This is a genomic window from Dellaglioa carnosa, from assembly GCF_026948345.1.
GTDB lineage: Bacteria > Bacillota > Bacilli > Lactobacillales > Lactobacillaceae > Dellaglioa > Dellaglioa algida.
Genome location: NZ_JANXLI010000018.1, coordinates 1 through 405, shown reverse-complemented (window position 1 = coordinate 405; position 405 = coordinate 1). Strand labels below are relative to the sequence as shown.

Sequence of the window (405 nt, the reverse complement as noted above, 5' to 3'; positions counted from 1 at the left end):
AAGGAGGATAAGAGATTCGAACTCTTGCGTGGTTTGACCCACCTGACGGTTTTCAAGACCGTTCCCTTCAGCCAGACTTGGGTAATCCTCCATATGAAAATGTCTACTTGAATCAGCTACAAGTAATGGACCTTGTAGGACTCGAACCTACGACCGGGCGGTTATGAGCCGTCTGCTCTAACCAACTGAGCTAAAGGTCCAAGCTTCTTACGTAGAAAATAGCGGTGAAGGGGATCGAACCCCTGACCTCCCGGGTATGAACCGGACGCTCTAGCCAGCTGAGCTACGCCGCCATAAAATAAAAACATATAATAAATTGTAAATTTATTAATCGGGAAAACAGGATTCGAACCTGCGACCCCCTGGTCCCAAACCAGGTGCTCTACCAAGCTGAGCTATTTCCCG

The 405-nt window shown here is 48.1% G+C and carries 4 tRNA genes; all 4 read right to left on the bottom strand.

The window, feature by feature from the left end:
• Position 1: 1 nt before the first annotated feature.
• The 4 genes from N0K80_RS07875 to N0K80_RS07860 all read right to left on the bottom strand — a co-directional run bounded on the left by N0K80_RS07875 (position 2) and on the right by N0K80_RS07860 (position 405).
• Positions 2-91 (bottom strand) — tRNA-Ser (locus N0K80_RS07875).
• 35 nt (positions 92-126) lie between these two features.
• Positions 127-200 (bottom strand) — tRNA-Ile (locus N0K80_RS07870).
• Positions 201-219: 19 nt separating this feature from the next.
• A tRNA-Met gene (locus tag N0K80_RS07865) sits at positions 220-293 on the bottom strand.
• Positions 294-331: 38 nt separating this feature from the next.
• A tRNA-Pro gene (locus N0K80_RS07860) sits at positions 332-405 on the bottom strand.